This is a genomic window from Arthrobacter sp. B0316-5-4, from assembly GCF_059090325.1.
Window position 1 is genome coordinate 32211 of sequence record NZ_JBNHFN010000002.1, and the last position, 23765, is coordinate 55975.

A 23765-nucleotide genomic window follows, 5' to 3' on the forward strand; every position below is an offset into this window, starting at 1 on the left:
TGGCCCGTCAGGCCGTTTCCCCTCGTGGGAAGGGGTACGGCGGGCCGGGAACCGATTTGCCCGGCGGTACCGGGATGCGGAAGTGCTGGCAGGGTTTGGAACTGCCGGCGGATGAGGAGGAAATTCCATGGTTGGCGGCGAACAGAATCAAGCCAATGTCGGGAACGGCGCGGAGGAGCAGCCTACGTCGGAGACCACCTCGATCAGCATCACGCCAACGTGGGATGAGCCCAGCATCGCCCCCCAGTTGGGCGCCGAGGAACGGGCGTCAGTGGACGCCCTGCCTCCGAACTCGGCTTTGCTGATCGCGCACAGCGGACCCAACGCCGGCGCCAGGTTCCTGCTCGACGCGGACACCACCACGGCCGGACGTCATCCCGATGCGGACATCTTCCTTGACGATGTCACTGTGTCCCGCAAGCACGTCCAGTTCATCCGGACGGCTACCGGTTTCGAGTTGGTGGACATGGGCAGCCTCAATGGAACGTACGTCAACCACGACCGCGTTGACCGCGTGCAGCTCAAGAGCGGCAATGAGGTCCAGATCGGCAAGTTCCGGTTGACCTACTACCTGAGCCCTGTCCGCGCAGCAGGCCAAGTCTGACGGGGTATCTGCCTGTGGCTATTGCCCAGCCGGACCGCCGCGGACCGCAGGTCCTCAACATCGGGGAAGTCCTCGCACAGCTGAGCGATGACTTCCCGGGGATGTCTGCGTCCAAGATCCGTTTCCTCGAGGAAAAGGGCCTCATTAACCCGAAGAGGACACCCGCCGGGTACAGGCAGTACGCCGATCACGACGTGGAGCGGCTCCGTTTTGTCCTCGCCCTGCAGCGCGACCAGTACTTGCCGCTCAAAGTCATCAAGGATTACCTCGATGCCATCGACCGTGGAGAGCGGCCGGAGAACCTGCCGCCTGGCGTCACGGTTTCTCCCAGGGTTGTTTCGGCGGAGATGGCAGCAGAAGTGCAGGGGCGTGCCCGGGCACTGACGGAGGAGCAACTGCGTGCCGAGTCCGGCGCCAGCGTGCCCTTATTGGAGTCGCTCCTGAGCTTCGGACTGATCAGCCATAGCGGCGGGAAGTTTGACGAGCACGCCCTCCAAGTCGCCAGGGCATGTGTCCAGTTGGAAAGCCATGGGCTTGAACCGCGCCACCTCCGGCCGTTCCAGGCGGCTGCGGAACGCGAATTCGGATTGGTCGAGCGGGCTGTTGCTCCGTTGACATCCCGCCGCGACGCCGCTTCCCAGGCGCGGGCAGCCGAGGCCGCCCGCGAGATCAGCGATCTCTGCCTGACTCTTCACAGGGCGCTGGTCCACGGACACATCTCCCGGATGGACGGCTAATGATCGAGGTCGAAATCGTCGGCGTCCGGATTGAACTGCCGTCCAACCAGCCGCTGGTCCTTCTGCGGGAACTCAATGGCGAGCGTCACGTTCCCATTTGGATAGGTACCCCTGAGGCCAGCGCCATCGCCCTTGCCCAGCAGGGCGTCGTCCCTCCGCGGCCCATGACCCACGATCTCCTGGTCGATGTGGTGGAATCCTTGGGGCATTCGATTATCAGCGTCAACATTGTGGCGGTCGAGGACAACATCTTTTATGGCCAACTGCAATTCGACGACGGCACGGTGGTCAGTTCGCGCGCGTCGGATGCGTTGGCACTTGCTTTGCGGGCCAAATGCCGTATCTGGTGCGCCGACGCCGTGATGGACGAAGCCGGCGTCCGCATCACCGAACACGACGAAGGCGAAGACTCGGAACCGGATCCAACCGTGGACGAAGAACGTGAAATGCGTCGCTTCCGCGAGTTCCTGGATGACGTTGAGCCCGAGGATTTCGAGGGCTGAAGGCACCCTAAGCCTAAAGTTGAGGGTGAAACTTTCGACACGACTGGAATTCGGGCCCAAGGTCTTTGACCTCGGAGCCCCACGGGCCTAACGTCGAAGGTATCAAGTTCCCGTTGCATCCACTGCCAACGCAAGTCACACTGGAAGGTGCCGCCTTGCGGGAATTACAATGCTGCATTTCGGTGTTGTATCGGTGTGTGCACCGTCCCCAAGGGAACTGAGAACAAGGAGGTCACGTGAGTCCGAAAGGCGAAGCAGGCGAGCTGAAGCAGTCCTCTGCCAGCATTGCTGCGCCCGCATCCGGCGCCCAAGGTTTGCTCTTCACAGAGGACCTTCCTGTGCTGGACGAGGACGCGGGCTACCGCGGCCCCACCGCTTGCAAAGCCGCAGGCATCACGTACCGGCAACTTGACTACTGGGCGCGTACCGGCCTTGTTGAGCCTGCCGTCCGCGGCGCCGCCGGTTCCGGTTCGCAGCGCCTCTATGGCTTCCGCGACATCCTGGTCCTCAAAGTGGTGAAGCGACTCCTCGATACTGGAGTCTCCCTGCAGCAGATCCGGACCGCCGTGGAGCACCTGCGGGAGCGCGGCGTCGAGGACCTGGCCCAAATCACCCTGATGAGCGATGGCGCCAGCGTCTATGAATGTACGTCAGCCGACGAGGTCATTGACCTTGTACAGGGCGGACAAGGCGTTTTCGGCATCGCCGTTGGACGCGTATGGCGGGAAGTTGAGGGAAGCCTGGCCGCTCTTCCAAGCGAGCACGCCGCCGAGCAGTCCTTTCCGGACGACGAACTGAGCAAACGGCGTGTAGCGCGCCGCATCGGCTAGGAACCAGCCACCCAAAGAATTCGCATGACACAGTAAGAGCCTCTTCCCCGCGGGGGAGAGGCTCTTCCTTTGTTGCGAAGTATTGGGCCTGGCCTTACCGCTGGCGGCGGTCCCGCAAGGCGGCCTGGCCTTCCAGGAGGTTCTGGAGCAGGGCGTCGAACAGCTTGGCGGAGTTCTTGGCCGAGTCGCCGGGCCAGTGATGCACCGAATGCGCGGCGCCCTGGATCTGCTGCCAGTTGGCCTGTTCAGGAATGTGGGGTGTCAAGAGCAGCTCCCCGAACATGGATTCCATCTCCGCCAAACGGAACGTGTGCTCAGCCGATCCCGTGCGGACCCGGTTGGCAACGATGCCCGCGGGGGCCAGGTTGGGGGCGAATTCCTGCCGGAACAGTTGAATGGCGCGCATGGTGCGTTCGGTGCCGGCCACGGAGAACAGCCCCGGCTCGGCGACCAGGACCACGCGGTCGCTGGCGCTCCAGGCCATGCGTGTCAGGCCATTGAGGGACGGAGGGCAATCCACCAGGACGAGTTCGTAGGCGGTAGTGCCGGCCAGTACCGCGGACAGCCTGCGAAGATCACGGCGACCCAGGTCCGGGCGGTCATAGATTCCAGTGAAGGCGGAACCTACTGCGACATCCAACGTGCCGTCGCTGGAACCGTTGGACACCCAGCTGCTGCCGGCGACGTTTTCTTGGATCCTGGCCTTGCGGGGGCTCTTCAGCATCCGGCCGATGTCCAGCTTCGAGCCTGGTTGCACGCCAAGTGCCGTCGTGGCATCGGCATGGGGGTCGAGGTCCACCACCAGGGTGGGGATTCCTGCTGCGAGGGCCGCGGACGCCAGGCCAGTGGTCACGGACGTCTTGCCGACGCCACCTTTGAGGCTGCTGATGCTGACTACTTGCACTTGAAAAACCAAAACCTAACGCCGGTTGCCGTATCGCGCTGATTCGGCTCCGGAAGCACCGGAGCCGGGGTTTGCCGAAGCCCCCTCAACATCATATGGTGCATCGCCGCGGATTCCCGCTTTCTACGCGCCAGGGCAGTGAACGGAGCCTTCCCCGATAGCACGGCGTCCGGTCGCGCGCACGCATATACAGCCCACATGACGATTCCTTTGTGATGGTTGCCACAAAGATTTGTGTTTGATGCTGGCGGCACTACACACTGTGACCACCGACCGATCCACCCGCAATGATGCAGGAGAAGTATGTTTTCGAAAATTCTGGTGGCCAATCGCGGCGAAATCGCGATCAGGGCGTTTCGCGCTGGTTATGAACTGGGCGCCAAGACCGTAGCCGTCTTTCCGCATGAGGATCGCAACTCGATCCACCGGCAGAAGGCCGACGAAGCTTATTTGATCGGCGAGGTGGGCCATCCCGTCCGCGCCTACCTGGACGTCGAGGAGGTTGTCCGCGTCGCCAAGGAAGCCGGCGCTGACGCCATCTACCCCGGCTACGGGTTCCTCTCGGAAAACCCTGACCTGGCACGTGCCGCCAAAGCCGCCGGAATCACCTTCGTGGGTCCTCCGGCCGAGGTGCTGGAGTTGGCAGGCAACAAGGTCGCAGCCCTGGAAGCGGCGCGCAAGGCCGGTGTCCCGGTCCTTAAGTCGAGCCAGCCTTCCAAGGACCTCGACGAGCTCATTGCTGCGGCGGATGAGATCGGCTTCCCCATCTTCGCCAAGGCCGTCGCCGGCGGTGGCGGCCGTGGCATGCGGCGCGTGGAAACACGCGAGGCCTTGCCGGAGGCGTTGCAGTCCGCCATGCGCGAGGCTGACGCCGCCTTTGGCGATCCCACGATGTTCCTCGAGCAGGCAGTGCTGCGCCCCCGCCACATCGAGGTGCAGATCCTGGCTGATGCCGAGGGCAACGTCATGCACCTCTTTGAGCGTGACTGTTCACTCCAGCGTCGCCACCAGAAGGTAGTTGAGATCGCTCCTGCGCCAAACCTGGACGAGAACATCCGCCAGGCGCTCTACCGCGATGCTGTCGCTTTCGCGAAGGCCCTCAACTACGTCAACGCCGGAACGGTCGAGTTCCTGGTGGACACCGAGGGTGAACGGGCCGGCCAGCACGTCTTCATCGAAATGAACCCCCGTATCCAGGTTGAACACACGGTGACCGAAGAAATCACCGACGTCGACCTCGTTCAGGCCCAGATGCGGATTGCTTCGGGGGAGACCCTCGCGGATCTCGGACTGAGCCAGGACTCGGTCTCCATCAAGGGCGCGGCACTCCAGTGCCGAATCACCACTGAGGACCCGGCCAACGGTTTCCGCCCCGACGTCGGAAAGATCACCGGGTACCGGTCCGCTGGTGGTGCCGGTGTCAGGCTCGACGGCGGTACCGTCTACTCGGGTGCCGAGATCAGCCCGCACTTCGACTCCATGTTGGTGAAGCTGACCTGCCGTGGCCGTGACTACCCGGCCGCGGTCGCCCGTGCACGCCGTGGCCTCGCCGAGTTCCGGATCCGTGGCGTGTCCACCAACATTCCGTTCCTGCAGGCAGTGCTCGCCGATCCGGACTTCAACGCCGGAAACGTGGCCACCGACTTCATTGACAAACGCCCTGAACTGCTCAGGTCGCACATCTCGGCCGACCGCGGCACCAAGCTGCTCACCTGGCTGGCCGAGGTGACCGTGAACAAGCCGAACGGCGAGCTCAAGGTCCACTCCGACCCCGCCAGCAAGCTCCCCGCCGTCGAGGGCCCCGTTCCCACCTCGGGTTCCCGCCAGAAGTTGCTGGAGCTGGGTCCGGAGGGCTTCGCGAAGGCCCTTCGCGAACAGCAGGCCGTGGCAATTACGGATACGACCTTCCGTGACGCCCACCAGTCCTTGCTGGCCACCCGCGTCCGTACGCGTGACCTGGTGGCCGCCGGCCCCGCAGTGACGGCCCTGATGCCGGAACTCCTGTCCGTCGAAGCCTGGGGTGGGGCGACGTACGACGTCGCGCTCCGCTTCCTTGGTGAGGACCCCTGGGACCGCTTGGCTGCTTTGCGCCAGGCGTTGCCGAATACCTGTATCCAGATGCTCCTTCGCGGACGCAACACCGTGGGTTACACCCCGTACCCGGAAGAGGTGACGGAGGCATTCGTGAACGAGGCCGCCGCCACGGGTATCGACATCTTCCGCATCTTCGACGCCCTCAACGACGTGAACCAGATGGCCCCGGCCATCCGCGCCGTGCGTGCGACGGGTACGGCGGTGGCGGAAGTCGCCCTGTGCTACACGGGCAACCTCCTTGATCCCAACGAGGACCTGTACACGCTTGACTACTACTTGGATCTCGCCCAAAAGATCGTCGACGCCGGGGCGCACATCCTCGCGATCAAGGACATGGCTGGCTTGCTGCGTCCCGCAGCTGCCGCGAAGCTGGTTTCGGCATTGCGTGAGCGCTTCGACCTCCCCGTCCACCTGCACACGCATGACACCGCGGGAGGCCAGCTGGCCACCCTCCTGGCTGCCGTGGATGCAGGCGTGGACGCTGTTGACGTGGCTGCAGCTTCCCTGGCAGGAACCACCAGCCAGCCCGCTGCTTCCGCTTTGGTTGCGGCGTTGGCCAACACTCCCCGGGACACGGGCCTCAGCCTGGCCAACGTCGGCGCCCTGGAACCGTACTGGGAAGCTGTCCGCCGGGTTTATGCACCGTTTGAGTCCGGCTTGCCCGGTCCCACGGGGCGCGTGTACCGGCACGAGATCCCGGGTGGCCAGCTGTCCAACCTGCGCCAGCAGGCCATTGCGCTGGGGCTGGGTGAGCAGTTTGAGGCCATCGAGGACATGTACACGGCAGCGGACCGCATTCTTGGCCGCCTGGTCAAGGTGACGCCGTCTTCCAAGGTGGTGGGCGACCTCGCACTGCACCTGGTAGGCCTCAATGCCGATCCCGCGGACTTCAACGAGAACCCCCAGAACTACGACATCCCAGACTCCGTCATCGGCTTCCTCTCAGGCGAACTCGGTGATCCTCCCGGAGGCTGGCCCGAGCCGTTCCGCACCAAGGCCCTCCAGGGCCGCAGCGTCAAGGTGCGCGACGTGGACATCAGTGCCGAGGACAGCGCTGCGCTGAAGGGTGACTCCAAGACGCGCCAGCACACGCTGAACCGACTCCTCTTCGCCGGTCCCACCAAGGAATACCTGAAGAGCGTCGAGACCTACGGGAACATCTCCGTGCTCGACACCCGCGACTACCTGTACGGGCTCCAGCAGGGCGAAGAACACGTCATCGAGTTGGAGAAGGGCGTCCGCCTGATCGCCCAGCTCGAGGCAGTCTCCGAGGCCGACGAAAAGGGCATGCGCACAGTCATGTGTACGCTCAACGGACAGTCCCGCCCGGTGGTTGTGCGCGACCGTTCCGTGGTCAGCAACGTCAAGGCTGCCGAGAAGGCCGATCCTGCCCAGCCGGGACAGGTAGCCGCCCCGTTCGCCGGTGCCGTCACCGTCACGGTCAAGGCAGGGGACGTCGTCAACGCTGGCGACACAGTTGCCACGATTGAGGCCATGAAGATGGAAGCGTCGATTACGACGCCGGTGGCGGGCACGGTCTCCCGCCTCGCCATTTCTTCGGTCGAGCAGGTCCAGGGCGGCGATTTGCTGCTGGTGATCGGCTAGTTACCGGCCCAAAAAGTACCCCGTCCGCATTGAACTGCTCAATGCGGGACGGGGTACTTTTTTGTTCGTGGTGGACAGCGTTTGCTAGGAGGCGCGGGGTGCGGAGTACATCTCCTCGATGATGGCGTCGAAATCCTTCATGACCTGGGCGCGCTTGACCTTCAGCGAGGGCGTGAGGTGGCCCGAGGCCTCGGTGAAGTCTGCGGCAACGATCCGGAAGGACTTGATCGCCTCGGCCTGGGAAACTGACTGGTTGGCCTTGCTGACCAATTCCTGCACTGCGGCCTTCACCACCGCGTGCCCGGCGGCCTCGTCGAGCGGGGTTTGTGCAGGGAGTCCGTGACGTTCCAGCCAACCCGGCAGGGCTTCTTCGTCCAGGGTAACCAAGGCTCCAATGAAGGGACGGTTATCGCCGACCACCAGGACCTGCGAGACCAGTGCGTCGGCGCGGATCTGGTCCTCCAGCAAGGCCGGAACCACGTTCTTGCCGCCGGCGGTGACAATGATTTCCTTCTTCCGGCCCGTGATCTTCAGGAAGCCGTTGCTGTCCAGTTCGCCAATGTCGCCCGTGCGGAACCAGCCATCGGTGAAGGTCTCCTCGGTCAGGTCCGGCCGGTTGAAGTAGCCGCGCATGACGCACACGCCCTTGGCGAGGATTTCGCCGTCGTCCGCGATCTTCACTGAGTTCCCCGGCAAGGGAGCGCCCACGGTGCCGATCTTGATCATGGAGGGCGTATTGACCGAGATGGGGGCCGTGGTCTCCGTGAGGCCGTAGCCTTCCAGGATCTGGAGGCCGATTCCCTGGAAGAAGTGGCCGAGGCGTTCCCCCAGGGGGCCGCCACCGGACACCGCGTGGGCCACGTGGCCGCCCATGGCATCCCGGAGCTTTCCGTAGACGAGTTTGTCGAACACGGCATGCTTGATCTTCAGGCCGAGCCCCAGGGATCCGGACTGACGGGCCTTGGAGTAGGCGATCGCCGTGTCTACGGCCCGGTGGAAGATGGCGCCCTTGCCGCCGTCCTCGGCCTTGGTCAGAGCCGAGTTGTAAACCTTCTCGAAGACGCGTGGGACAGCGAGGATGAAGGTGGGCTGGAAGCTCTGCAGATCGGCCAGCAGGTTCTTGATATCCGGGGTGTGAGCCACCTTGACGCCACCGGCCACGGCCAGGACGGAGATGAAGCGTGCAAACACGTGGGCCAGGGGCAGGAACATGATGGTCTTGCCATCCTCGTTGATGATGCCCGGCAGGGACGCCCGTGCATTCTCCGAAAGCTCCACGAAATTGCCATGGGTCAATTCGCAACCCTTCGGCCGGCCGGTGGTGCCCGAGGTGTAGATGATGGTGGCAAGATCGGCCAACCCCGCCGCGGAGCGTCGTGACTCGAGTTCGTCATCGGGTACCCCTGCGCCAGCAGTACGCAGGGCATCCAGGCCGGCGCCCTCCAGCTGCCACACGTTGGCCACTGAGCTGATGTCTTCCGCGGCAACCGCCTGGCGGATGATGTCCTCGTGGTGGGCTGCTTCGCCAAAGGCTGCCACGGCACCGGAATCACCCAGGTTCCATGCCACCTGCGAGGGCGAGGACGTTTCATAGATTGGCACCGAAACGGCGCCTGCGAACCAGATGGCAAAGTCCACGAGGGACCATTCGTAGCGGGTCCTGGACATGATGCCTACCCGGTCGCCCGGCCCCACTCCGCTGGCAATGAGGCCCTTGGCCAGGGCCTGGACGTCTGCGAGGAAATCCTTGGCTCGAATGTTCTGCCACTGCGCGTTGCTGTCCAGCTTGGAAAACAGTGCAGGGTTGGATGCCTTCTCCGCTGCCCGGATCACGAAGTCCGTGATGTTGGTTTCCGGAGCGATGCTCACGAGGGGCGGAACACTGATTTCACGCACGGTAGCTCCTTTGATATGCACGGGCCACGAGGGGCTGCTTTCACTCTAGTATGCCCGCTCATGGAGGTGTGTCCTATTTCACCTACTGGCGAGTAACTTTACGGATTACCCGTCATTTCAAGCAACTCGGGCCCTTCCGGAAGGCCCGTTTCCCGTTGTGTGGCGGCTGCGGAATAGGATGATGGGATGCCCGCAATTAGGTCCAGCTCCCGTGCCCGACTCAGGCCTCCAGCGCCGGTTTTCAAGGATGTGCCCTGGGGTGCGCGTCGCAGCCATATGGGCCGGCGCGGGCTCGCGATCGGGATCGACATTGGCGGTACCAAGGTGGCGGCCGGCGTGGTGGACGCGGAGGGGCGCGTCCTGGCCGAAGCCCGCCGCTCGACTCCTGGCGCCGACCCGCGGGCCGTGGAACAGACCATCGTGGAACTCGTGGACGAGCTCAGTGCCGGGCACCGGGTCGCTTCGGTGGGAATCGGTGCTGCCGGGTGGATGGACCTCGACGGCGGCACAGTCCTTTTCAGCCCACACCTGGCATGGCGTAACGAGCCACTGCGGGAAAGCCTGCAGAAGCTGCTTCGGCGGCCCGTCCTCCTGACCAACGACGCCGACGCGGCGGCCTGGGCCGAGTGGCGCTTTGGTGCCGGGCGCGGCGAGAGCCGACTGGTGTGCATCACGTTGGGTACCGGCATTGGCGGTGCCATGGTGATGGACGGCAGGGTGGAGCGCGGCCGTTACGGCGTGGCCGGCGAATTTGGTCACCAGATCATTTTCCCGGGCGGACACCGTTGCGAGTGCGGCAACCGAGGGTGCTGGGAGCAGTACGCCTCCGGCAACGCCCTGGGAAGGGAAGCCCGGCAGCTGGTCCGGACGAACTCCCCGGAGGGGCGCGCGCTCCTGGAAAGGGCGGGTGGCACGGCCGAGAACATGACCGGGGCCACCATCACGGCCCTGGCGCTGGCCGGCGACGCCACCTCGCGGGAGCTTTTGGCCGACCAGGGAGAATGGTTGGGACTAGGCCTGGCCAACCTCGCAGCTGCCCTCGATCCCGGAACGTTCGTGATCGGTGGAGGGCTATGCGACGCGGGGGAGCTGTTGGCTGGCCCGGCCCGCGAATCATTCGCCAAGAACCTTACCGGGCGGGGATTCCGCCCCATGGCCAGGATTGACCTGGCCGCCCTCGGCCCACGGGCCGGAATGATCGGAGCCGCAGACCTTTCGCGGGTCAGCGGCCGCGCGCACAGCTAAGTCCGCAGGGCAGAAGCCGGCGCAGGCACCTAGAGGCGGGCGCCGTCGTCGTCCTCATTCTTTTCCTGCGGAAGCCGCATGATGAGGTAGACCACCGAGACCACGAAGGCTGCGACGATCCCCATAATCGCCACGAGCGGGGCGGACCGCCAGAACATGGCCGTGAAAAGCAGTGCGACAGGACCTCCCACGGCACCGACCCACGCCAGCATGATCAGGGGCTCGGTGCCCGCCAAACTGGGTGGGTCTTCGGGGACAAAGACGTCATCAAGGTCATCGGCCTCAAAATCGCGGGGTCCCAGGGGGCGGCCAGGGCTGTCAGACGGGGCCGGGACCGCCGACGCGTCGGGCACCGGTTCTGTCGCAGGCGTCGTCAAGCCCAGCGGATCAAAATCCTTGAAAGCCTTGCCGGTTCCGCGCTGCGCCGGTCCGACGTCCCCCGGGGCAGGCTCCGCAAGCGGTGGGCCCGGCGATTCCGTGGACGAAGAGGGCGTGGCCTCCAGCCTGGCCACGAGGTCCAGCCAGACGGCGTCGTCATCCTTGTTCGCGCTTTGATCGGCAGAGTTGGGATCAGGCCTGTTCATGGGCTGTGTCCTTTTCGGAGGAAGGAGCGTGTCCGGCCAGGTTCGCAACGGTTTTTTGGATGAATTCCACCGTGCCCTGGAAGATCTCGGGGGCATCGTTGTCCAGCGTGGCAACGTGGTAGCTGTTGGCCAGGTAATGGATGTCGACAGGTGCGCTTGCGCGGGAACGAAGGAGTTCCAGGCTGGCCTTCGAGATGACGTTGTCCACCGTGGATTTGTACACGCGAACGGGCGCATTGATGCGGGGGAGCAGGGCAGTGGTGTCCTTGTACATCTTCTTCAGCTGATGGGCTGCCGCGACAGGAGTCCGGGCGTAGGCGCCTTCGTCCTGGTCCGGCTTGAGGATGTCATTGGCGATGGCCGGAGTCGACTTCACCACATATTTCAAAGCGGCCACGACGACGGCACGCGGGTCATCGAGGACCAGTCCCGGGTTGACCACAATGGTGCCGGCTACCGGACGGGTGGCCGCGATCCGCAGGGCCAGGGTGCCGCCCATGGATAGGCCAGCGGTGAAGACGTAGTCGCATTCGGCCGCCAGTTCGAGGTAAGCCTCGTCCACTGCCCGGTGCCACTCCCGCCAGGAACGGGTAGCCATGTCCTGCCAGGTGGTGCCATGGCCTGGAAGCAGCGGCAACCGTACCGCGTAGCCAGCAGCGGCCAAGTGTTCGGCCCACGGCCTGACGCTGTGCGGGCTGCCTGTGAACCCGTGCGACATCACGACACCCACGCGTGGCCCAATCCCGCTCCACTGGCTGAGGAACGGCGAGAAATCCGGAAGCTTGTTCATGATGACTCTGAGGCTACTCTGTCGTCGGCGTACTGACGGAAAAACCCGGCGGATTCTTCGAAAATGGTCGGCGCGTCGACATCCAGGGTGGCCACGTGCCCGCTATGGGGAAGCGTGACGACCTTCAGGCGGGAGGAAGCGATGTGCCGTTCGATGGTGGCCACGGAGCTCGGAGGTATGACGCCGTCCACCGCCGATTTGAACACCAGTGCAGGCGCCTCCACTTCCGGCAGGCCACGGGTCGCAGCGCGGAAGAGCTTTTTCAGCTCATGCACTGACTTCAAGGGAGTCTTGGAGTAGTCGCCCGTCTCATCGGTGGCCGGTGCCGGTGAGTCCTCCACGATGGGGGTGGTGGTCGGCATCACGTACTTCAGGGCGCCCACGTACCTCACCCGCCGGTCGTAGAAGCTGAGGCCGGGGTTGACCAGGACCAGTCCAGGAACGTCGTGGAGGGCGGCGACCCGGAGGGCCACGGCGCCTCCCATGGACAGCCCGGCAACAAAACAGGTCTTGGTCTGTCCGGCCAGTTCCAGATAGCTCTGCTCGAAGGTCCGGTACCAGTCCTGCCACCGCGTGGTAGCGAGATCACGCCAGCTGGTGCCGTGGCCGGGGAGGAGAGGCACCGACACGGCAAATCCCTGGGAAGCCAAGTACTCAGCCCACGGGAGCATGCTCAAGGGGCTGCCCGTGAAGCCGTGGCAGATGGCCACGCCCGTGGAGGCGTTTGGTCCATGCCCGGCATGGTGGAAGGCGAGCGGCGCGGCAGGTGAAGGGCGTTCCGTCATGCGTCCCATCGTGTCACTCTTCCTCGGATTTCTCACTGGAGTAGGGTTGCTGTTGAGTGCCGGCCGGGTTGCCGGAAGCTTGTCAACCGTCGGCCGTGAGGGGACTAACGTGTTCTATTGGGTCATGAAGAGGATCTTTCTTGGTCCGATCCTCAAGCTTCTGTTCCGCCCCTGGGTCAAAGGGCTGGACAACGTTCCCGAACACGGCGCCGCCATCCTGGCGTCCAACCACTTGTCCTTTTCCGACTCCATCTTCCTTCCGTTGATGGTTCGTCGCCCTGTGATCTTCCTGGCCAAGTCCGAGTACTTCACGGGAAAAGGCATCAAAGGACGCCTCACGGCCCTGTTCTTCCGGTTGAGCAACCAGCTCCCCATGGACCGTTCGGGCGGCGCTGCGTCGGAAATGTCACTGCAGGCAGGCAAAGATGTACTTGCATCCGGCGGCCTGCTGGGCATCTACCCTGAAGGTACCCGCAGCCCTGATGCCAAGCTCTACCGCGGCAAGGTGGGCGTGGCCAAACTGGCCCTTCAGACACGGGTGCCGGTGGTGCCGGTGGCCATGATCGGAACCGAAAAGGTCCAGCCCATCGGTAAGAGACTGCCGAACATCCGGCGGATCGGCATCATCTTCGGGCAGCCAATGGACTTCAGCCGTTATTACGGCATGGAGGACGACCGGCAGGTCCAGCGGGCCGTAACTGATGAAATCATGTCCGGTCTGATGCGCCTCTCCGGCCAGGAATACGTGGACGAATATGCGGCAGTGGTCAAGGCCCAGCTGGCCGGAAAAGGCCCGGAGCCAGTCCGAAAAGTCGAGGTTGCCGAGGACGCCACCCGCGACATCTCCGAGGACAGGGATGAACCGCGGGGCGGCGGGAACGGATCAACGGAGAAACTGTGACGCAGCGGCCATCATCGGTTACGGCTGCAGTCCCGCAACCCCGCCGGAGGCCACTACTCTTGAAGGGTGACTGAGCTAACCGCGAACACCGCACCCTCCATTGCAGACCCCCTCGCCAGCACCGCCCAGAGCGGAGCTGCGAACTATCCCGGGCTTGACGCCTGGCGGGACCTGCCGATCTCCCAGCAGCCCACATGGTCGGACGCCGAGGTCTTCAAGGCTTCCGTCAAGGAGCTTTCAGCGGTGCCGCCGCTGGTTTTCGCCGGAGAAGTGGATGTCCTTCGGGAACGGCTCGCCGCCGCTGCCCAGGGCAAGGCCTTCCTCCTGCAGGGTGGAGACTGCGCCGAGACGTTCGAGGCCGCCACCGCGGACAAAATCAGTGCCCGGGTAAAGACCATCCTCCAGATGGCCGTCGTCCTCACCTACGGCGCTGCCATGCCCGTCATCAAGATGGGCCGCATGGCAGGCCAGTTCGCCAAGCCCCGTTCCTCCAACGACGAAACGCGCGACGGCGTGACCCTCCCCGCGTACCGCGGCGACATCGTCAACGGCTACGAATTCACTCCCGAGTCCCGCGCACATGATGCAGGCCGGATGCTCAAGGCGTACCACACGTCCGCCTCCACCTTGAACCTCATCCGGGCCTTCACGCAGGGCGGCTTTGCCGACCTTCGCCTGGTGCACCAGTGGAACAAGGGATTCACCGAGAACCCCGCCCACGCACGCTACGAGTCCCTGGCACGGGACATCGACCGGGCCATCAGCTTCATGGACTCATGTGGCGCCGACTTTGAGGCACTCAAGCGCGTCGAATTCTTCGCCAGCCACGAAGCACTGCTGCTGGACTACGAGCGCGCGCTGACACGCATCGACTCACGCACGGGCCTGCCATACGACACGTCATCGCACTTCCTGTGGATCGGGGAGCGAACCCGCGAACTGGACCACGCCCACGTGGACTTCCTGTCCCGTGTCCGGAACCCGATCGGCGTCAAGCTTGGCCCGTCCACCAGCGGTGACGACGCCCTGCGCCTGATCGACAAGTTGGACCCCAACCGGGAACCGGGCCGCCTCACGTTCATTACCCGCATGGGCGCCAAGAACATCCGCGAGAAGCTGCCCGCCGTCGTCGAGCGTGTTACCGCCTCTGGCGCCCAGGTCCTGTGGGTCACCGACCCGATGCACGGCAACACGGTCACGTCGCCCAACGGCTACAAGACCCGCAATTTTGATGACGTCATTGACGAGGTCCGCGGCTTCTTCGAGGTCCACCACTCGCTGGGTACAGTCCCGGGCGGCCTTCACGTCGAAATGACGGGTGACGACGTCGCTGAGTGCCTGGGCGGTGCCGATCCGATCGACCAGGACGCGTTCCTGGACCGCTACGAGTCGGTCTGCGATCCTCGCCTGAACCACATGCAGTCACTGGAAATGGCGTTCCTGGTCGCGGGCGCCCTCTCCAAGCGCTGACAACGTGAGCTGACAAAGCGAAAGGCGCGGTCCGGCTGAACCCGGACCGCGCCTTTGTCGTTTCCTGGGTACTAGACCACTGTCAGTGTGATGAGGGAACCCTCGGCCACTTCTGTGTTGACGGGGTTCTGGTCGCGGACAGTCCCGAAGAAGCCACCCAGGATTTCGTTGATCTTCACCTCGAACCCCAGGTCCTCAAGCTGTTTGCGGGCTTCTTTGGCCTGCTTGCCGACGAAGCTGGGAACCTTCACCAAGCGCGGCCCATCAGACACGGTGAGAGTCACGGTGTCGCCCTTGACGAGGTTGCCGCTTGCCGGGGCCTGGGAAAGAACGGCGTCCTTCGGGACCTTCCTGTCATGGACCGCGTCCGGAGCGATCGCTGCCTTCAGGCCCACGTCCTGGAGGGCCTTGATGGCGGCGTCCTTCGTCAAACCCCTGACATCGGGGACGGGAACCGGCTGCGGCCCCTTGGACACCACCAAGGCCACTGGCGTGCCGTGCCGCACTTCCTTGCCGGTTGCGGGGTCCTGTGAAATCACGACGCCGGCCGGCACCTTGTCGTCGAAGGCTTCGGTGACGTTGCCCAAGGCCATTTGTGCTGTGTTGAGGGCGTTCTTGGCCTCTGCCAGGGTGACTCCCGTGAGTGTTGGCAGTGGGAAAAGCTGTGCCCCCTTGGAAACGAAGACTGTGACGGATTGGAACTTCCGGACTTCCGCGCCGGACTCGGGCTCGGTCCCAACAGCGAAACCGGGCAGGACGTCGTCGTCGAACACGTCACGTGGCTCGGACTGGAAGCCGGCGGTGCGAAGCAACTGCTGGGCTTCAGCCACGGTCTTGTTCTTGACATCGGGTATGGTTCCGGGAGATCCGGGACCCATGCCGAAGAACCACCCTGCGGAGGCGGCCAGCAATGCCAGGATGACGATCACGATGGTCCAGATGATGCCGCGGCGGCGTGGGTTGCCTTCACGAAGTTGACGGACCGGAGTTGCCGCGGCCCTGGCGCGGTCTTTTGCTTGCTGCCGTTCAATCCTCTTCAGCTCGCGCTTGCCAGGCTGGTTCAGGTCGCGGTCGGTGGCGTCCTGTGGGGAACGTTGGAGCCCCGTGCCAGCGGCCGCCATGATGGTGGTGGGGTTGCGCTGGTGCGAGATGAACTCGGTGGGTGACGCAGTGGTGGCCAAGGCCTCGGTCGGATTGCCGGCGGGGTTGCCCACCGGCGTCGTTTCGTTTGCGGTCGCGGGGGAGTGCGGCGTCTGCACGGGCGACTGCCGGTGGTCCAGCTGCTCATCGGTGAGCGTGGTTCGGATGTGGCGCAGCTCCGTCAGCAGGGCAGCGCCGTCCACCGGGCGGTTTTCGGCATCTGTGGCGGTGCACCACTGCACCAGTTCATCCAGGTCGTCGGCGAGGCCGGGGACCACATCCGAAGGCCGCTCGACAACCGAGTTGACGTGCTGGTACGCCACCTGGATGGGTGAGTCGCCTGCGTAGGGTTGCTTACCGGTCAGCATTTCGTAAAGCATGATGCCGGCCGAGTAAATGTCGCTGCGGGCGTCCGCTGCCTGGCCGAGCACCAGTTCGGGGGCCAGGTAGGCCACGGTGCCGATCAGGGCACCCGTGCTGGTGTTGGCTGAGACTGCCCGGGCCAATCCGAAGTCAGCTACCTTGATGCGTCCGTCGTCGGCAATGAGGACATTCTCCGGCTTGATGTCGCGGTGGATCAGGCCGGAGCCGTGGGCGGCCGCGAGTCCTTCGATGACGGGATCGATCAGCGCCAGTGCGAGGCGTGGCGGGAGGGCGCCCTGTTCAGTCATGACGTCGCGAAGGGTGTGCCCCTTGACGTATTCCATGACGAGGTAGGCGATGTGACCGTCCTCGCCTTGGTCCAGGACTCCCACGATGTGCGGGTGGGAGAGGCTGGCAGCTGCCTTCGCTTCGCGGCTCAGGCGTTGCAGGAAGGTGGGATCGTTGGCCAGGTTCGGGTGCAGGACTTTAAGGGCTACGTCGCGCTCCAGGCGCTGGTCCGTAGCCAGGTACACGGTGGACATTCCGCCCCTCGCGAGGCGTGAACGGACCGTATATCGCCCGTCCACGGTGGTCCCGATGAGGTGGTCCTGCGTTGGTTCTTGCACCATACGATCCTAAACGAGACGGGGAAGGGGCCCGAATCCACGCAGGATGCGGGCCCCTTCCGAGGTGCTGTGCAAGACCTAGCCGAAGGTGCGCTGGCGGGCCTTGATCGACTCGACGTAGCGCTTGGTGTCGTCGTACATTCCGTACTTGCTCACCGAGTACTGGCCCTGGTAATAGCCAGCGATCGCGCTGTCCAGGTCCTTGCTCGTCGCAATGAGCGCCCGGATGATGGCGACGCCGGCAGTGGCGTTGTCGTACGGGTCCAGGAGGTTGAGTTTCCGGCCTACCAGGTCGGAGGCCCACTGGCCCGAGGAAGGGATGACCTGCATGGTGCCGATGGCGTTGGCAGGGGAGACTGCGCGCTGGTCAAAGCCGGACTCCTGTTCGGCGAAAGCCAGGGCCAAGGACGGGCTGACGCCCATTCGCCGGGCGGTATCGGCCACAATGCCCTTCATTTCAGCGCGGGTCGGCACTGGGGAGGCATTGAGGAGTGCCTTGTTTTCGTTGGCGGAGCTGACTACTGCCGGCGGGTAGGTGAAACCAAGGAAGGTGCTGGGAACCAGCGGCTTGGTTTCGCCCGCGGGCTGGAGGCTGCTGCCCGCGCCGGGAATGGTGAGCTTCTGGCCGGGGTAAATGACAGTGGTAGCCGTGACGTTGTTGGCACTCATCAGCGCGGCAAGGGAAACACCGTGCCGCGAGGCGATGGAGCTGAGCGTGTCACCGGCCTTGATCACGTAGGAACCCGCGTTCGTCACGGGTGCCGGCGTCGGTGCTGCCGGGGCCGACGGTGCGGTGGGAGCGGCAGGAGCCGATCCGCCGCTGACCTTGATTTTCTGGCCCGGGTAGATGATGGAGCTGCCGTTGAGGTTGTTCCAGCTGAAGATGCTGGACAGCGGTACGCCGTGCTTGGCGGCAATTGCGCCCAGGGTGTCTCCGGATACCACTGTGTAGACAGTGGCGTTGCCCGGGGTGCTCGGTGTGCTGGGTGCCGGAGCCGAAGGCTGCGCGGGTGTGGTGGAGGCCGTCCCGGTGAGCTTGATGGTCTGACCGGGGAAGATCAACGTGGTCGCAGTGAGCTTGTTCAGTTCAAGCACCGCGTTGGTGTCCAAGTTGAAGCGGCGCGCAATTGCACTGATGGTGTCGCCGCGGACGATCGTGTAGGTATCCGGAACCGAGGGCGCCATCGGGCGCAGGGCGGCGGGAAGGGTAGCCGCCACCGCCTGGGCAGGAATCACAGTGCCGGTGTTGACGGCCTGGGCCTTCATGGCCGCCGCAAGGGTGGCCGGAATTTTGCGGGGCTGCGGGGCCGGTGTCGCCATGGACGGTTGCGCCAAGGCCAGAGAGGACAAAACCACGGCGGGAAGCGCAGCCGTGGTTGCCGCAATGACCGGCATGCTCATGGTTCGTTTCGGCGAGCGGGGCGTCGTCATGAAAGTGTCCTCATCTCAACAGCGGGGGCGATTGTTAGCGCTGTTGTCAGTGTTACCAATGTTACTGATGTTATCAATGGTGCAAGAGTGATCAGTGTGAATCTCTCACACTTATTCCATCGGCACAACAATTCGACGCGTAATGGATTATGCTGACCGATTTATCGGGCAGAAATGGCGACTCCAGGGCGATCGGCGCGCACCGCCGTCGTGCTCCGGCTAGGCGAGGGGCGGGGCGGCGTGGCAACCTTGTTCCGTGAGTAATGTAGAAAGCCTTGTTTCCGACTGGCTGCCCTTGCCGGATGTCGCCGAATTGCTGGAAGTTTCCATCACCAAGGTCCACGGACTTTTGGATGAGGGGGCCCTTGTAGCCATCAGGCGCGGAGAACGTAATGTCCGTTCGATCCCGGCCCTGTTTATTCAGGACGGTCACGTCGTTGACAGCCTGAAGGGGACGGTCGCGGTCCTCAGCGACGCCGGATATACGGACGAAGAGTTGATTGTTTGGCTTTTCACGCCCGACGAGTCGCTGCGGGGACGGCCCATCGACGCCTTGCGGGAAGGCCGCAAGACGGAGATCAGGCGCCGCGCGCAGTCACTGGCCTGGTAGGGGCCGCGCCCCCTCGGGGGGTAACACACACTTAAACGCGTACGACGACGGTTCCCACCGTCGTCGTACGCGTCATGTCGTGTTACTGCCGGCTGCCGTTACGGCAGCAAGGTGCGCGGCCGGTCAGGCCGCGCGGCTCACGGCGGCTTCGGCAAGCCGGCTGAGCGCTGTCAGGGGGACTTCCTCCAGGGGCAAGCGCTCAAGGGCTGCGAAGGCCTGCGAACTCAGTTCGGCAATAAGCGCCTCAGTGGCCTCCAGCGCGCCGCTTTGGACAATAATGCGCCTGATCGCTTCCACTTCTTCCGCTCCCAAACCCGGATTGCCCAGGGTGCGGTCAAGGTAATCGGCTTCGGCCGGGCTGGCCTGATTAATGGCGAAACCCACAAGGACGGTTCTTTTTCCTTCGCGGAGGTCGTCCCCAGCTGGCTTGCCAGTGGTTTCGGGATCGCCGAAGACTCCCAGGACGTCATCCCGCATCTGGAATGCCTCGCCAAGCGGCAAGGAGAACTCCGAGTATGCCCTCAGGAGTCCAGCGGGGGCGCCGGCCAAAGCCCCTCCCAGGGCGAGGGGATGTTCGGTGGAATACTTCGCGGACTTGTATCGGATGATCGACTTTGCCCGGTCCACGGATCCCGCACGGTCGCGGACAGGTCCAGCCACCTCTTCGAGGATGTCAAGGTACTGACCGGCCATCACCTCTGCCCGCATGACGTTGAAAATGCTTCGTGCCGGTGTTCCGGATGCCGCGCGTGGCCCGATGCCGGTGAACGACTCCTCGCTGAAGGACAGGCAGAGATCACCGGTCAGGATGGCGGCGGCGTCCCCGAAACGCCCGCTGTCCAGGGCCCACCCTTGGGCCTCATGGAGTTGGCTGAATCTCTTATGTACGCTGGGCCCGCCCCGTCGCGTATCGGAACGGTCGATGATGTCATCGTGGATAAGCGCTGCGGCTTGGAAGAGTTCAAGGGCGCACCCGGCAGTGACGATGTCCGGATCGCCGGCTCCGCCGCCCGCGCCCCGCCAACCCCAGTAGCACAACAGCGCCCTCAGGCGCTTGCCGCCAGTGACCAGCTGCGAAATGGAACCGATGAGCGGAGCGACGTCGGCAGAGACATCCGCCATGAGGTCCTGCTGCCCGGAAAGGAAGCCGTTCAGTTTACCGGCAACGGCACTGACGAATTCCGCTTGTTCAGAGGACACCTGGGAGGAAACCGTCACTTGACGGATCCTGCCGCCACGTTGGCGCCAATGGTGAAGGTGGAAACGCCCTCCTTCTGCCGGATGGATACGTTGACGGTCTCGCCGTCGCCCCGGATGAAGTCAAGCGAGGTGACATTGCCGACTGCCTCGGGGCCAGGAACCAGTTTGAAACCCTGTGCTTCAAGTGAGGCCTTGTAGTAGTCCACCACCCCTTCCGGGGGCGCCTTCACCGTTCCGACCAGTGCCACGTTGGTCAGGGCATCCTTTTTGTCCACGCTGCTGGAGCGAACCGAAGTGTTGGGCATGACCGGAATCAGTTGCTGGGGGAAGCCGGGGACCAGCGCATTTACGGTCGCAGTTGCATCGGGCACGGGAGCGGTTGTCCCGGTTGAAGCTGTCGCTGAGGGGGCAGCGGAGCCGGACGGCGTCGCGGCAGCGCTTGACGTTGCAGGGGACGACGTCGAGGCCGCGCCGCTTGGAGACGGAGTTGCTGAACCCCCGGTCGACGGTGTGCAGGCTGAGGCCGCCACTGCGACACTTACTGCGAGCAGGGCAAACCCTCGCGATTGAGGAGTTCCAAAGAGCTTCACAGGGTATCCTTCCTGGGGCTGAGCCGGATTGTGCCTCCAGTTTAGTCAGTGGCCGGGCATAGTATTGCCGGTGTGAGGCAGGAAGCATTCGGTGGCACCCAAGGTGCCGCCAACGGATCCGCCCGCAGCGCTGGAGATGCCCTGCGGGAACTGAGGCGAACCAGCATACTTCATGTGGACATGGATGCCTTTTTTGTCTCGGTGGAACTTCGCAGCCGCCCGGAACTTCGAGGCAAGCCGGTGATAGTGGGTTTCCCGGCTGAGCGCTCAGTGGTCCTGTCCGCGTCGTATGAGGCCCGGGCAACAGGGGTGAAATCGGCGATGCCCATGTCCATTGCCATGAGGCGGTGCCCGGCGGCAGTCATCATCAATCCCAGGCATAAGGCCTACTACGAGGTCTCGGAACAGTTGATGGAGATTTTCGCCTCAATCACCGACCTCGTGGAACCCCTGAGCGTAGATGAGGCCTTCCTTGACGTGGGTGGGGCCATCCGGCGGTTGGGATCGCCGCTGGAGATCGGTCACCTCATCCGCCGGAGGGTTCAATCGGAGCTGGGCATCACCGCCTCCGTGGGCATTGCTGCCTCCAAGTTTGTGGCCAAGATCGCATCAACGCGCTGCAAGCCGGATGGCATCCTGCAAATCAACGCCGATGACACTGTTCCCTACCTGCACAGCTTGCCCGTCAACGCTTTGTGGGGGGTCGGAGGAAAGACCGGTGAAGTCCTGGCCCGCTTGGGTATCCGCACCGTTGCCGATGTTGCCGCGACGCCACTCGCTTCCCTTAAGAAGGTGCTCGGAGCAAGTGGAGAGCACGTCCACCGCCTGTCCATGGGGATAGACCCCAGGCCGGTAACCCCTACTCGGCTCGAAAAGAGCATCGGCGCTGAGGAAACCTTTGCCGTGGACACGGGAGACAACGCCTTGCTGCACCGGGAGTTGCTGCGGTTGTCGCACAGGACCGCTTCCCGCCTCCGCAGCTCCGGCATGCTCGCAAGGACAATTGCCCTCAAGCTCCGCTACTCCGATTTCTCCACTGTTTCGCGGAGCCGGACTGTTCAGACTCCCGTGGACAGTGCCCAGTTGATCTACCAGGTGGCGGTGCAGCTCATGGAGTCTTTGGGACCGCGATCCATGAGTGTCCGCCTGGTGGGGGTTCGGGCTGAGCAATTGGAGCCGGCCGGGCAGACATCCATGCAGTTGAGCCTTGATCGCAGGGACGACAATTGGCGTGCCGCGGAGCAGGCCCTGGACCGCGTGTCCGAACGCTTTGGCTCCAGCACCTTGCTGCCTGCCCGGCTTTTGGAACCCGGTAAGCCTCCGGCGGGGAGCTGATCCCCGGGAGGGGGCTTTGCGGACGGCTGCGTGTCTTTCAGATCGGCGTCCGACAAACTATCCTATTTATTACAGAGATTTAGATCGTCTGGACAAACTGTTTCCATAACAGTCGGTCCCCGAATGCCCGCTGAACCCAGAGAGTATTTTGGGAACGATTCCCTTGGTCCGATCGTTTTGGTAACAGACGCACAGGACGCGTTATGTCCAGACGCTGGCTGACTAAAGGAGGTCGCGATGCCCCTCTCGGAGCACGAACAGAAGCTGCTTGAGCAACTGGAGAAGCAACTTCATGAGGACGATCCGAAGTTTGCCAACACGATGGGCTCGGATCCCATACGCAGCTGGTCAACCCGGCATGTGATTATCGGTGTGCTCGGCGCTATCGCAGGCATCCTCCTCCTGCTGGTGGGTGTGTCCATCCAAGCGATTCCCATAGGGGTGCTCGGGTTTGTCGTCATGGGTGCCGGGGTCTATTTCGCCACGTTGCGTGGCTCGGCCTTCGGTAAGGGCGGCAAGGCCAAGCCAGGAAAGGCCAAGCCCAAGAGCACGTTCATGAGCAGCCTCGAAGAACGCTGGGACGAACGCCGCCGCGACGACAACTGACCTCCTGTTCCCGTTCGGCAGCCGAAATCACCGGACAGGAACTGAAGTGAGCATTCCCTGACTACTGCCGGGGATAACGAAAGGCCCGCATAGCGGGTCTTTTCGCGTTTAACCACGGTTCGCGGGCGCCCTCATCCGGCGTACACGTTCCCTCGACCTTAGTAGTGCTCCCTGCCGCGAGCCTGAGCACTCCACTTCCCACCACCCGGCCCACCAATCCGGCGTATTGCTGCCGTTCGGGCGGCCTGGATGCCTCCGCGCCGGACCCCACCCAGGAAGGGCCTCCCACGGCCCTCCACTGTGCTCCCTCCCTGAAATTCCGCGGGAATAGTGGCCGGCCGATTCTCAAAGTGGTGGAGAAACGTCCCAACGTGCGTTGACTGTGGGGCGTTGTGGAGTAAAGTGGAGAACATAAGAGGGTAGTGGCAGTGTTGGGCATGTGCGGGCACCTTGACTGAGGGGCGGTGGGGCCAGTGTTCTTGGGCACTCACTCTCCACGTCTCGACGAAAAGGGCCGAATCATACTTCCCGCCAAGTTCCGCGAGGAGCTTGCCGAGGGGCTGGTCCTCACCAGGGGCCAGGAGCGCTGCATCTACGTCTTCAGCCAGAAAGAATTCGAACGTATCCACGAGTCGATGCGGGAGGCACCACTGTCCTCCAAGCAGGCCCGCGACTACATCAGGGTTTTTCTGTCTGGGGCCTCGGACGAAGTACCTGACAAGCAGGGGCGCGTGACGATTCCGCCGGCGCTCCGGACGTACGCCGGCCTAGGCCGGGAACTGGCAGTGATTGGAGCCGGTACCCGCGCAGAGATCTGGGATGCCGAAGCTTGGAATGAGTACCTCAACGAGAAGGAAGCAGCCTTCTCGGAAACGGATGACGACAATCTGCCCGGGTTCTTCTAACCGGTCGGAGC

General features: G+C 63.7%; 22 protein-coding genes. 13 read left to right on the top strand and 9 right to left on the bottom strand.

The window, feature by feature from the left end; genetic code table 11:
- The first annotated feature begins 127 nt into the window (after positions 1-127).
- The 4 genes from AC5RU9_RS04475 to AC5RU9_RS04490 all read left to right on the top strand — a co-directional run bounded on the left by AC5RU9_RS04475 (position 128) and on the right by AC5RU9_RS04490 (position 2674).
- Entirely contained in the window at positions 128-604 is a 477-nt protein-coding gene (locus tag AC5RU9_RS04475; protein WP_309996450.1) for an FHA domain-containing protein, read from the top strand.
- Positions 605-624: 20 nt separating this feature from the next.
- Positions 625-1341 (top strand): transcriptional regulator FtsR, encoded by a 717-nt coding sequence (gene ftsR / locus AC5RU9_RS04480; RefSeq protein WP_211711377.1) that lies wholly within the window; start codon positions 625-627, stop codon positions 1339-1341.
- Positions 1341-1844, top strand: coding sequence for a bifunctional nuclease family protein (locus AC5RU9_RS04485; RefSeq protein ID WP_090825576.1), 504 nt, complete (start codon positions 1341-1343; stop codon positions 1842-1844). The genes ftsR and AC5RU9_RS04485 overlap by 1 nt, the downstream gene beginning before the upstream one ends.
- A gap of 236 nt (positions 1845-2080) precedes the next feature.
- Positions 2081-2674 carry a MerR family transcriptional regulator gene (locus AC5RU9_RS04490; protein WP_211711341.1) on the top strand — a complete coding sequence of 198 codons (594 nt, stop codon included), beginning with the start codon at positions 2081-2083 and terminating at the stop codon, positions 2672-2674.
- A 94-nt stretch (positions 2675-2768) separates the two neighbouring features.
- Here the strand turns inward: AC5RU9_RS04490 and AC5RU9_RS04495 are convergent, their stop codons facing one another.
- A complete protein-coding gene (locus AC5RU9_RS04495; RefSeq protein WP_494015501.1) occupies positions 2769-3578 on the bottom strand; it encodes a ParA family protein in 810 nt (269 codons plus the stop codon).
- 303 nt (positions 3579-3881) lie between these two features.
- On the opposite strand from AC5RU9_RS04495, the gene AC5RU9_RS04500 reads away from it, so the two are divergent.
- On the top strand, positions 3882-7277 hold the full coding sequence (locus AC5RU9_RS04500) for a pyruvate carboxylase (protein ID WP_494015502.1): 3396 nt from the start codon (positions 3882-3884) through the stop codon (positions 7275-7277).
- An 84-nt stretch (positions 7278-7361) separates the two neighbouring features.
- Here the strand turns inward: AC5RU9_RS04500 and AC5RU9_RS04505 are convergent, their stop codons facing one another.
- The gene (locus AC5RU9_RS04505) at positions 7362-9173 is read right to left on the bottom strand and encodes an AMP-dependent synthetase/ligase (protein WP_494015503.1); all 1812 of its coding nucleotides are present in this window, start codon (positions 9171-9173) and stop codon (positions 7362-7364) included.
- A gap of 186 nt (positions 9174-9359) precedes the next feature.
- Between AC5RU9_RS04505 and AC5RU9_RS04510 the strand changes: the two genes are divergently transcribed.
- Positions 9360-10418, top strand: a complete 1059-nt coding sequence (locus tag AC5RU9_RS04510; protein ID WP_211711337.1) for an ROK family protein — start codon at positions 9360-9362, stop codon at positions 10416-10418.
- A gap of 29 nt (positions 10419-10447) precedes the next feature.
- On the opposite strand, the gene AC5RU9_RS04515 is transcribed toward AC5RU9_RS04510, so the two are convergent.
- From AC5RU9_RS04515 to AC5RU9_RS04525, 3 genes are read right to left on the bottom strand one after another with little or no spacing between them, the layout of a single operon-like run.
- Positions 10448-11002 carry a hypothetical protein gene (locus AC5RU9_RS04515; protein ID WP_494015504.1) on the bottom strand — a complete coding sequence of 185 codons (555 nt, stop codon included), beginning with the start codon at positions 11000-11002 and terminating at the stop codon, positions 10448-10450.
- The gene (locus AC5RU9_RS04520; RefSeq protein WP_494015505.1) at positions 10989-11792 is read right to left on the bottom strand and encodes an alpha/beta hydrolase; all 804 of its coding nucleotides are present in this window, start codon (positions 11790-11792) and stop codon (positions 10989-10991) included. Before AC5RU9_RS04520 ends, AC5RU9_RS04515 begins: the two co-directional genes overlap by 14 nt.
- Positions 11789-12577 (bottom strand): alpha/beta hydrolase, encoded by a 789-nt coding sequence (locus AC5RU9_RS04525; protein ID WP_211711376.1) that lies wholly within the window; start codon positions 12575-12577, stop codon positions 11789-11791. Before AC5RU9_RS04525 ends, AC5RU9_RS04520 begins: the two co-directional genes overlap by 4 nt.
- 109 nt (positions 12578-12686) lie before the next feature.
- On the opposite strand from AC5RU9_RS04525, the gene AC5RU9_RS04530 reads away from it, so the two are divergent.
- Both AC5RU9_RS04530 and AC5RU9_RS04535 read left to right on the top strand, forming a co-directional pair.
- Entirely contained in the window at positions 12687-13478 is a 792-nt protein-coding gene (locus AC5RU9_RS04530) for a lysophospholipid acyltransferase family protein (RefSeq protein WP_494016055.1), read from the top strand.
- A gap of 66 nt (positions 13479-13544) precedes the next feature.
- On the top strand, positions 13545-14948 hold the full coding sequence (locus tag AC5RU9_RS04535; RefSeq protein WP_211711333.1) for a class II 3-deoxy-7-phosphoheptulonate synthase: 1404 nt from the start codon (positions 13545-13547) through the stop codon (positions 14946-14948).
- Between the two features lie 71 nt (positions 14949-15019).
- On the opposite strand, the gene pknB is transcribed toward AC5RU9_RS04535, so the two are convergent.
- Both pknB and AC5RU9_RS04545 read right to left on the bottom strand, forming a co-directional pair.
- The gene (gene pknB, locus AC5RU9_RS04540) at positions 15020-17080 is read right to left on the bottom strand and encodes a Stk1 family PASTA domain-containing Ser/Thr kinase (RefSeq protein WP_494015506.1); all 2061 of its coding nucleotides are present in this window, start codon (positions 17078-17080) and stop codon (positions 15020-15022) included.
- Positions 17081-17155: 75 nt separating this feature from the next.
- Positions 17156-18508, bottom strand: a complete 1353-nt coding sequence (locus AC5RU9_RS04545) for a lytic transglycosylase (RefSeq protein WP_494015507.1) — start codon at positions 18506-18508, stop codon at positions 17156-17158.
- Positions 18509-18764: 256 nt separating this feature from the next.
- Between AC5RU9_RS04545 and AC5RU9_RS04550 the strand changes: the two genes are divergently transcribed.
- Positions 18765-19118: an Rv2175c family DNA-binding protein gene (locus AC5RU9_RS04550; RefSeq protein WP_494015508.1), complete on the top strand. Its 354-nt coding sequence runs from the start codon at positions 18765-18767 to the stop codon at positions 19116-19118.
- A gap of 123 nt (positions 19119-19241) precedes the next feature.
- Here the strand turns inward: AC5RU9_RS04550 and AC5RU9_RS04555 are convergent, their stop codons facing one another.
- Both AC5RU9_RS04555 and AC5RU9_RS04560 read right to left on the bottom strand, forming a co-directional pair.
- Complete coding sequence (locus AC5RU9_RS04555; protein ID WP_494015509.1) at positions 19242-20336, bottom strand: polyprenyl synthetase family protein; 1095 nt, start codon at positions 20334-20336, stop codon at positions 19242-19244.
- Positions 20333-20623 (bottom strand): hypothetical protein, encoded by a 291-nt coding sequence (locus AC5RU9_RS04560; protein WP_249184100.1) that lies wholly within the window; start codon positions 20621-20623, stop codon positions 20333-20335. Before AC5RU9_RS04560 ends, AC5RU9_RS04555 begins: the two co-directional genes overlap by 4 nt.
- Here AC5RU9_RS04560 and AC5RU9_RS04565 point away from each other — a divergent pair.
- From AC5RU9_RS04565 to mraZ, 4 genes are all read left to right on the top strand, one after another.
- Entirely contained in the window at positions 20622-20888 is a 267-nt protein-coding gene (locus tag AC5RU9_RS04565) for a hypothetical protein (protein WP_494015510.1), read from the top strand. The genes AC5RU9_RS04560 and AC5RU9_RS04565 overlap by 2 nt on opposite strands.
- Positions 20889-20980: 92 nt before the next feature.
- The gene (gene dinB, locus AC5RU9_RS04570) at positions 20981-22243 is read left to right on the top strand and encodes a DNA polymerase IV (RefSeq protein WP_494015511.1); all 1263 of its coding nucleotides are present in this window, start codon (positions 20981-20983) and stop codon (positions 22241-22243) included.
- Between the two features lie 237 nt (positions 22244-22480).
- On the top strand, positions 22481-22849 hold the full coding sequence (locus AC5RU9_RS04575) for an SCO2097 family morphological protein (protein WP_211711326.1): 369 nt from the start codon (positions 22481-22483) through the stop codon (positions 22847-22849).
- A gap of 473 nt (positions 22850-23322) precedes the next feature.
- Positions 23323-23754: a division/cell wall cluster transcriptional repressor MraZ gene (gene mraZ, locus AC5RU9_RS04580; RefSeq protein WP_211711325.1), complete on the top strand. Its 432-nt coding sequence runs from the start codon at positions 23323-23325 to the stop codon at positions 23752-23754.
- Positions 23755-23765: the final 11 nt, after the last annotated feature.

Coding starts and splice junctions, on each gene's coding strand:
- AC5RU9_RS04475 (WP_309996450.1), top strand. CDS start 128: ATGGTTGGCGGCGAACAGAATCAAGCCAATGTCGGGAACGGCGCGGAG.
- AC5RU9_RS04485 (WP_090825576.1), top strand. CDS start 1,341: ATGATCGAGGTCGAAATCGTCGGCGTCCGGATTGAACTGCCGTCCAAC.
- AC5RU9_RS04500 (WP_494015502.1), top strand. CDS start 3,882: ATGTTTTCGAAAATTCTGGTGGCCAATCGCGGCGAAATCGCGATCAGG.
- AC5RU9_RS04510 (WP_211711337.1), top strand. CDS start 9,360: ATGCCCGCAATTAGGTCCAGCTCCCGTGCCCGACTCAGGCCTCCAGCG.
- AC5RU9_RS04515 (WP_494015504.1), bottom strand. CDS start 11,002: ATGAACAGGCCTGATCCCAACTCTGCCGATCAAAGCGCGAACAAGGAT.
- AC5RU9_RS04520 (WP_494015505.1), bottom strand. CDS start 11,792: ATGAACAAGCTTCCGGATTTCTCGCCGTTCCTCAGCCAGTGGAGCGGG.
- AC5RU9_RS04525 (WP_211711376.1), bottom strand. CDS start 12,577: ATGACGGAACGCCCTTCACCTGCCGCGCCGCTCGCCTTCCACCATGCC.
- pknB (WP_494015506.1), bottom strand. CDS start 17,080: ATGGTGCAAGAACCAACGCAGGACCACCTCATCGGGACCACCGTGGAC.
- AC5RU9_RS04545 (WP_494015507.1), bottom strand. CDS start 18,508: ATGACGACGCCCCGCTCGCCGAAACGAACCATGAGCATGCCGGTCATT.
- AC5RU9_RS04565 (WP_494015510.1), top strand. CDS start 20,622: ATGACCGGAATCAGTTGCTGGGGGAAGCCGGGGACCAGCGCATTTACG.
- AC5RU9_RS04560 (WP_249184100.1), bottom strand. CDS start 20,623: ATGCCCAACACTTCGGTTCGCTCCAGCAGCGTGGACAAAAAGGATGCC.
- AC5RU9_RS04575 (WP_211711326.1), top strand. CDS start 22,481: ATGCCCCTCTCGGAGCACGAACAGAAGCTGCTTGAGCAACTGGAGAAG.